This is a genomic window from Streptomyces nanshensis (genome assembly GCF_001751255.1).
In the GTDB taxonomy this organism is placed as follows: domain Bacteria; phylum Actinomycetota; class Actinomycetes; order Streptomycetales; family Streptomycetaceae; genus Streptomyces; species Streptomyces nanshensis_A.
In genome coordinates this window covers 1-7,386 of sequence record NZ_LJGW01000403.1, presented here as the reverse complement: position 1 = coordinate 7,386, position 7,386 = coordinate 1, and the positions used below count along the sequence as shown (strand labels likewise).

Genomic DNA, 7,386 nt, shown 5'->3' with positions numbered 1-7,386 from the left:
CCTTGCGCGCGGGAGTCGGGCGGCCGGGGCGGTTCCGCGGGGCCGCGGCCGAGGGCGATACGCGCGACGCGGGCGGTGTCGGCGGCGTTGGCGGTGTGGTCATGGCGTCCATGAAGGTCCCCCGGCGGGTGCGAGAAGTGAACGGAAAGGCGGAGAGGGAAGCCCGCCGGGACCATCGGTTTACCCGGCGGTAGCTTCGTCCACGGTTGTATCCGCGTGACCGTGCGGTCGCAATGCGTGACGAAGGGTGCGGCGGAGCGCTCCGGCAGTTCACCTATCAGGCTGAGGAGCGGATCGAGGGTGACGGCGGGCGCCTCTCACCTGGTCCTTCGTGCGCCGGGCGCCGGGCGGCCCCGGACCGTCGGGCCCGTATCCTGACGTGGCCCATCCTCCGGCGATACACGAAAGCGGCAGCCCATGCGTGTCTACGTGCCTCTGACCTTCCCGGCGCTGCGTGCGGCGTACGGGGCCGGCGAGCTGTCGGCGGAGCGCGGCGGCACCGTCGCGTACGCGGTCACGCCCGGGCTGCGCGAGTGGTATCTCTCCGACGACAGCGAGGAGTTGGAGTACGCGGCGCTCAGCCGCGCCGCCCGTGCCTCGCTCCGGCTGCTGGCGGTCAGCCCGGACGTGCCCCGCCGCCGGGTCGTGCTGGCCCTCGACGTCGCGGACAGCGCGGTCTCCTTCGACCCCGACCACGGCCTGGAGCGCGAGTCCTTGGGCGAGGTACGGATCGAGGGCACGGTCCCGATGGCGAAGGCCGCCGCCGTCCATGTGGACGCCGAGGACGCCGGGGCGGATGTCGCGGCGGCGGCCGACGCCCTGGGCGCGGCCGACGCGGGCGACGACGACGCACGCTTCACGGTGGACGGCGCCGACGACCACGAACTGCTCTGGTACGCCACGCAGGAGATCCCGCACCTGCCGGAATGAACCGGTCCGGGCTCCGCGGACCGGTCACGCGCGCAGACCCCGCGAGCGCCCCGGAGCCAGGACGGCCGAATCAGGTATCGCGCTGTCAGACCCCCGACGTACCGTCGTATCCATGGCTCTTGGACACAAGCGCAGACGATCCACCCACATCGTCTGGGACTGGAACGGCACGCTGCTGCACGACATCCACGCCGTCATCGCGGCGACGAACGCCGCCTTCGCCGAGCTGGGGCACCCCTCCATCACGCTGGAGCGCTACCGCGAGCTGTACTGCGTGCCCGTCCCGAAGTTCTACGAGCGGCTGATGGGACGGCTGCCCAGCGAGGAGGAGTGGGAGGTGATGGACGCGACCTTCCACCGGCACTACTGGCGGCAGGCGGAGAGTGCGGGCCTGGCCGAGGGCGCGGCCGAGCTGCTGGAGGCGTGCACGGATTCGGGAGGCACGCAGTCGCTCTGCTCGCTCGCCCCGCACGACCGGCTCGTCCCGCTGTTGCGGACGCACGGCATCGAGCGTCACTTCGTACGGGTCGACGGCGCACGGGGCCCGTCGGGGGGCGGCAAGGCCGCCCAGATGGAACGGCATCTGCGCTCGCTCGACGGCGTCGCCGCGGAGCGCACGGTGGTCATCGGGGACGCGGTCGACGACGCCCTGGCGGCCGGGCACGTGGGCGCCCGCGCGGTGCTCTACACCGGCGGCTCGCACAGCCGGGCGAGCCTGGAGACGGCCGGCGTGCCCGTGGTGGACACCCTGTCCGAGGCCGTCGAGACGGCGGAGCGGATAGCCGGTTAGCCGCACGGACGGCCGGGACGGAGGTCCACGGGACGCGGCGGCGGAGCGGCGAACGCCCTCGGCGGAGCCGCCCAACACCCGCCGCGGACACGGCAGTCGGAGCGGCCGGGGCCCAAAACCGGGCAGGCGCCGAGGAGTCGGGCGGTGGCAGAGCAGGGTAGTCATGAGCGGAGCGGAGTTGCGGACCGTACGGCGGTGCCACGCCGGCGGACCGGCATCCGTTGCTGTCCACTCCGTCCAAGACCAACCCTTGATTTTGTACACATAAGGTCTATGACTGCCCCCGGGCCGGTGGCTGTAGCCTACGGACGTGATCAGCCCGATAGCCCGCGGGGTCGAAGCGACCCTCGCCCGTTGCCTCGTGCGCGACAGCGCACAGGTCAGCCGCTGGTCGACTTCCACGGCACGTGTCGAGCCCCGGGCGGTCATCCCGCGCTCCGGTGCCGTGTTCGAGCAAGCCCCGCCATTTCACGTCACGCAACGGCGCGCGACAGGAGCCACAGGACATGCAGACCAAGCTGGACGAAGCAAAGACCGAGCGGCTGGAAGAGGCCGCCCGGGTAGCTGAAGAGAGCCCGGCCGGGGGCCAGCACCCCGCGCGGGGCCTCGAGAACGGGGCGCTCAGGGCGTTCCTCCAGCGCTACTACCTGCACACGGCGCCGGAGGACCTGGCCGACCGCGACCCGGTCGACATCCTCGGCGCCGCCTTCGCGCACTACCGCCTGGCACAGGAGCGGCCCCAGGGCACCGCCAACGTCCGCGTGCACACCCCGTCCGTCGACGAGCACGGCTGGACGTGCACGCACACCGTCATCGAGGTCGTCACCGACGACATGCCCTTCCTCGTGGACTCCGTCACGAACGAGCTGTCGCGGCAGCACCGCGGCATCCACGTCGTGATCCACCCGCAGATGATCGTGCGCCGCGACGTCACCGGGAAGCTGCTGGAGGTGCTGGACGCCGGGCGTGAGAAGCCCGTACAGGGCCCGGGCGAACGCAACTCCGAGCAGCGCGAGCTGCCGCACGACGCCGTCACGGAGTCCTGGATCCACGTCGAGATCGACCGGGAGACCGACCGGGACGACCTCAAGGAGATCAACGACGATCTGCTGCGCGTCCTCTCCGACGTCCGCGAGGCGGTGGAGGACTGGCGCAAGATGCGCAGCGCCGCGCTGAACGTCGCCGAGGAGCTGGAGAGCGAGCCCGTCGCCCCCGACGTGCCGGCCCAGGAGATCGAGGAGTCCCGGGAGCTGCTGCGCTGGCTCGCCGACGACCACTTCACCTTCCTCGGCTACCGCGAGTACGAGCTGTCGGAGGAATCCCCGGACGAGGACAAGGAGTTGACGCTCACCCCGGTCGCGGGCACCGGCCTGGGCATTCTGCGCTCCGACCCGCAGCACACCACGGACGAGGACGGCCACCCCGTCTCGCCGTCCTTCAGCCGGCTGCCCGCCGACGCCCGCGCCAAGGCCCGCGAGCACCACCTGCTGGTGCTGACGAAGGCCAACAGCCGTGCCACGGTGCACCGTTCGTCGTATCTGGACTACGTGGGCGTGAAGAAGTTCGACGCCGACGGCAAGGTCGTGGGGGAGCGGCGCTTCCTCGGGCTCTTCTCCTCCGCCGCGTACACCGAGTCGGTGCGCCGGGTGCCCGTCATCCGCCGCAAGGTCGCCGAGGTGCTCTCCGCCGCGGGCTTCGCCCCCGACAGCCACGCCGGGCGCGACCTGCTGCAGATCCTGGAGACCTACCCCCGGGACGAGCTGTTCCAGATCCCCGTGGAGCAGTTGCTGTCCATCGCCACCTCGGTGCTCTACCTCCAGGAGCGCCGCAAGCTGCGGCTGTATCTGCGCAAGGACGACTACGGGCGCTATTACTCGGCGCTGGTCTATCTGCCGCGCGACCGCTACACCACCTCCGTCCGGCTGCGGCTGACCGAGATCCTCAGCGAGGAACTCGGCGGCACCAACGTGGACTTCAGCGTCTGGAACACCGAATCGGTGCTCACCAGGCTGCACTTCGTCATCCGGCTCAACCCCGGCGAGCAGCTTCCCGAGCTGACGGACGCCGAGGCCGACCGGATCGAGGCACGCCTCGCCGAGGCCGCCCGCTCGTGGGCCGACGGCTATCTGGAGGCGCTGACCGCCGAGTTCGGCGAGGAGGACGCCGCCGAGCTGGCCCACCTCTACAGCGCGAACGCCTTCCCCGAGGGGTACAAGGCGGACTTCCCGCCGCGTGCCGCCGTGGCGGACCTCCAGCACATCAACCGCCTCGCCCGCGGTGAGAACGGCGCGGAGGGCTTCTCGCTGAGCCTCTACGAGCCGGTCGGCGCGGCCCCCGGCGAGCGCCGGTTCAAGATCTTCCGCATCGGCGAGCCCGTCTCCCTCTCGGCCGTGCTGCCCGTCCTCCAGGCCATGGGCGTCGAGGTCGTGGACGAGCGTCCGTACGAGCTGAAGTGCAGCGACAAGAGCAAGGCGTGGATCTACGACTTCGGACTGCGCATGCCCGTCTCCCACGCGCACGGTCTCGGCGACGAGGCACGCGAGCGCTTCCAGGACGCCTTCGGCGCGGTGTGGACGGGCCGCGCGGAGAACGACGGCCTCAACTCGCTGGTGCTCTCCGCCGGTCTGACATGGCGCCAGGCGATGGTGCTGCGCTCGTACGCGAAGTATCTGCGGCAGGCCGGCGCCACCTTCAGCCCCACGTACATGGAGGACACCCTCCGCCACAACGTGCACACGACGCGGCTGCTGGTGAACCTCTTCGAGGCCCGCCTCGACCCGGGCCGCTCCCGCGCCGGGCACGAGCTGACGGACGGTCTGCTGGAGGAGCTGGACGGTGCGCTCGACCAGGTCGCCAGCCTCGACGAGGACCGGATCCTGCGGTCCTTCCTTACCGTCATCCGGGCCACGCTGCGCACCAACTACTTCCAGAACGCCGGTGCCGGCAGCCGTACGGGCGGGGAGAAGGACCCGTCGGCGCAGCCGCACGCGTATCTGTCGGTGAAGCTCGACCCGCAGGCCATCCCCGACCTCCCCGAGCCGCGCCCCGAGTACGAGATCTGGGTGTATTCGCCCCGCGTCGAGGGCGTCCATCTGCGCTTCGGCAAGGTCGCGCGCGGCGGTCTGCGCTGGTCGGACCGGCGGGAGGACTTCCGTACGGAGATTCTCGGCCTGGTCAAGGCGCAGGAGGTCAAGAACACGGTCATCGTGCCGGTCGGCGCCAAGGGCGGCTTCGTCTGCAAGCAGCTCCCGGACCCGAGCGCGGACCGGGACGCCTGGCTCGCCGAGGGCATCGCCTGCTACAAGACCTTCATCTCCGGTCTGCTCGACATCACCGACAACCTGGTCGCGGGCGACGTCGTGCACCCCGAGGACGTCGTACGGCACGACGAGGACGACACCTATCTCGTCGTCGCCGCGGACAAGGGCACCGCCAAGTTCTCCGACATCGCCAACGAGGTCGCGGAGGCGTACGGGTTCTGGCTCGGCGACGCCTTCGCCTCCGGCGGCAGCGCCGGCTACGACCACAAGGGCATGGGCATCACCGCCCGCGGCGCCTGGGAGTCGGTCAAGAGGCACTTCCGCGAACTGGGCCACGACACCCAGACACAGGACTTCACGGCCGTCGGCGTCGGCGACATGTCCGGCGACGTCTTCGGCAACGGCATGCTGCTGTCCGAACACATCCGGCTGATCGCGGCGTTCGACCACCGGCACATCTTCCTCGACCCCGATCCGGACGCCGCCACCTCCTACGCCGAGCGCCGCCGCCTGTACGAACTGCCGCGCTCCTCCTGGGAGGACTACGACACGTCGCTGATCTCCGCGGGCGGCGGCGTCTATCCGCGTACCGCGAAGTCCGTGCCCGTCAGCCCGCAGATGCGCGAGGCCCTCGGCATCGACTCGAAGGCGGGCAAGGTCACCCCGGCGGAGCTGATGCGGGCCATCCTCTCCGCCCCCGTCGACCTGCTGTGGAACGGTGGCATCGGGACGTACGTCAAGGCGGCCTCGGAGTCGGACTCCGACGTCGGTGACAAGGCGAACGACGCGATCCGCGTCGACGGGCAGGACCTGCGGGTCAAGGTCGTCGGCGAGGGCGGCAACCTGGGGCTGACCCAGCTCGGCCGCATCGAATTCGCCCTGAACGGCGGCCGCGTCAACACCGACGCCATCGACAACAGTGCGGGCGTGGACACCTCCGACCACGAGGTGAACATCAAGATCCTGCTCAACGCCGTCGTCGCCAACGGCGACATGACGCTCAAGCAGCGCAACTCCCTGCTGTCGGAGATGACCGACGAGGTCGGCGAGCTGGTCCTGCGCAACAACTACGCGCAGAACGTGGCGCTCGCCAACTCCCTGGAGGTCGCCCCGAGTCTGCTCCAGGCGCACAACCGCCACATGCGCCACCTCTCCAAGGAGGGCAAGCTCAACCGCGAGCTGGAGTTCCTGCCCGGCGACAAGCAGGTCCGCGAGCGGCTGGCGGCCGGGCAGGGCCTGACGCAGCCGGAGCTGGCGGTGCTGCTGGCGTACACCAAGATCACGGTGACGGACGATCTGATCGGCACGACCCTGCCGGACGATCCGTTCCTCCAGCAGCTCGCGCACGCCTACTTCCCGGAGGCCCTGCGCGAGCGCTTCCCGGAGGAGATCATCGGGCACGCGCTGCGCCGCGAGATCGTCACGACGCTGCTGGTCAACGACACGGTCAACAGCGGCGGTACGAGCCTCGTGCACCGCATGAAGGAGGAGACGGGCGCCTCCACGGAGGAGGTCGTGCGCGCGCACACCGCCGCCCGCGCGATCTTCCGCCTCGGCGAGATCTGGGACGAGGTGGAGGCGCTGGACAACGCGGTCTCGGCCGAGGTGCTCACCAGCATCCGGCTCCAGACTCGGCGCCTCGTCGAGCGGGGCACGCGCTGGCTGCTGAACAACCGTCCGCAGCCGCTCCAACTGGCCGAGACGATCGAGCTGTTCAGCGACCGGGTCGCCGCCGTGTGGGACGAGCTGCCCAAGCTGCTCAAGGGCGACGACCGCGCCTGGTATCAGGCCATCCTGAACCGGCTGGAGGACGCCGGCGTCCCGCTCGAACTGGCCCAGCGGGTGGCCGGGTTCTCGGCCGCCTTCTCCGGTCTGGACGTGGTCGCCGTCGCCGACCGTACGGGCGTGCAGCTCCTCGACGTCGCCGCCGTCTACTACGACCTGGCCGACCGGCTCGGCATCACCCAGCTCCAGGAGCGGGTCAGCGAACTGCCGCGGGCGGACCGCTGGCAGTCCATGGCGCGCTCGGCGATCCGTGAAGACCTGTACGCGGCGCACCAGTTGATCGCCGCGGACGTGCTCTCGGAGGGCGACGGCACGGCGACGCCGGAGCAGCGGTATGAGAAGTGGGAGGCGAAGAGCGCGACGATCCTCTCGCGTGCGCGCGCCACCCTCGACGAGATCCAGGCGTCGGAGACCTTCGACCTGGCCAATCTCTCGGTCGCGATGCGGACGATGCGTACGCTGCTGCGCAGCAACCGCTGATCTTCCTCCGGCCCCGGGCCGGTCCGCGACGGTCCCCGTACCTCACTCGTACGGGGACCGTCGCATGTGTGTCGGGCCCGCGAGCGCGGACGCCCGGGCGCGGGGCACGCGTTCGGCCCCGCTCAGGGCGCAGGGCGCGGG

The 7,386-nt window shown here is 70.8% G+C and carries 3 protein-coding genes; all 3 read left to right on the top strand.

Annotated elements, in window-relative coordinates; all coding sequences use genetic code 11:
• Positions 1–417: 417 nt before the first annotated feature.
• The 3 genes from AN218_RS25155 to AN218_RS25145 all read left to right on the top strand — a co-directional run bounded on the left by AN218_RS25155 (position 418) and on the right by AN218_RS25145 (position 7,245).
• The gene (locus AN218_RS25155) at positions 418–930 is read left to right on the top strand and encodes a DUF6912 family protein (protein ID WP_070019211.1); all 513 of its coding nucleotides are present in this window, start codon (positions 418–420) and stop codon (positions 928–930) included.
• A gap of 112 nt (positions 931–1,042) precedes the next feature.
• A complete protein-coding gene (locus AN218_RS25150; protein WP_070019210.1) occupies positions 1,043–1,720 on the top strand; it encodes an HAD family hydrolase in 678 nt (225 codons plus the stop codon).
• 506 nt (positions 1,721–2,226) lie between these two features.
• Positions 2,227–7,245: an NAD-glutamate dehydrogenase gene (locus AN218_RS25145; protein WP_070019209.1), complete on the top strand. Its 5,019-nt coding sequence runs from the start codon at positions 2,227–2,229 to the stop codon at positions 7,243–7,245.
• The last annotated feature ends 141 nt before the right edge of the window (positions 7,246–7,386 follow it).

Bases quoted from the DNA above. Each gene is read 5' to 3' on its own strand.
- AN218_RS25155 (WP_070019211.1), top strand. From the start codon at position 418: ATGCGTGTCTACGTGCCTCTGACCTTCCCGGCGCTGCGTGCGGCGTAC.
- AN218_RS25150 (WP_070019210.1), top strand. From the start codon at position 1,043: ATGGCTCTTGGACACAAGCGCAGACGATCCACCCACATCGTCTGGGAC.
- AN218_RS25145 (WP_070019209.1), top strand. From the start codon at position 2,227: ATGCAGACCAAGCTGGACGAAGCAAAGACCGAGCGGCTGGAAGAGGCC.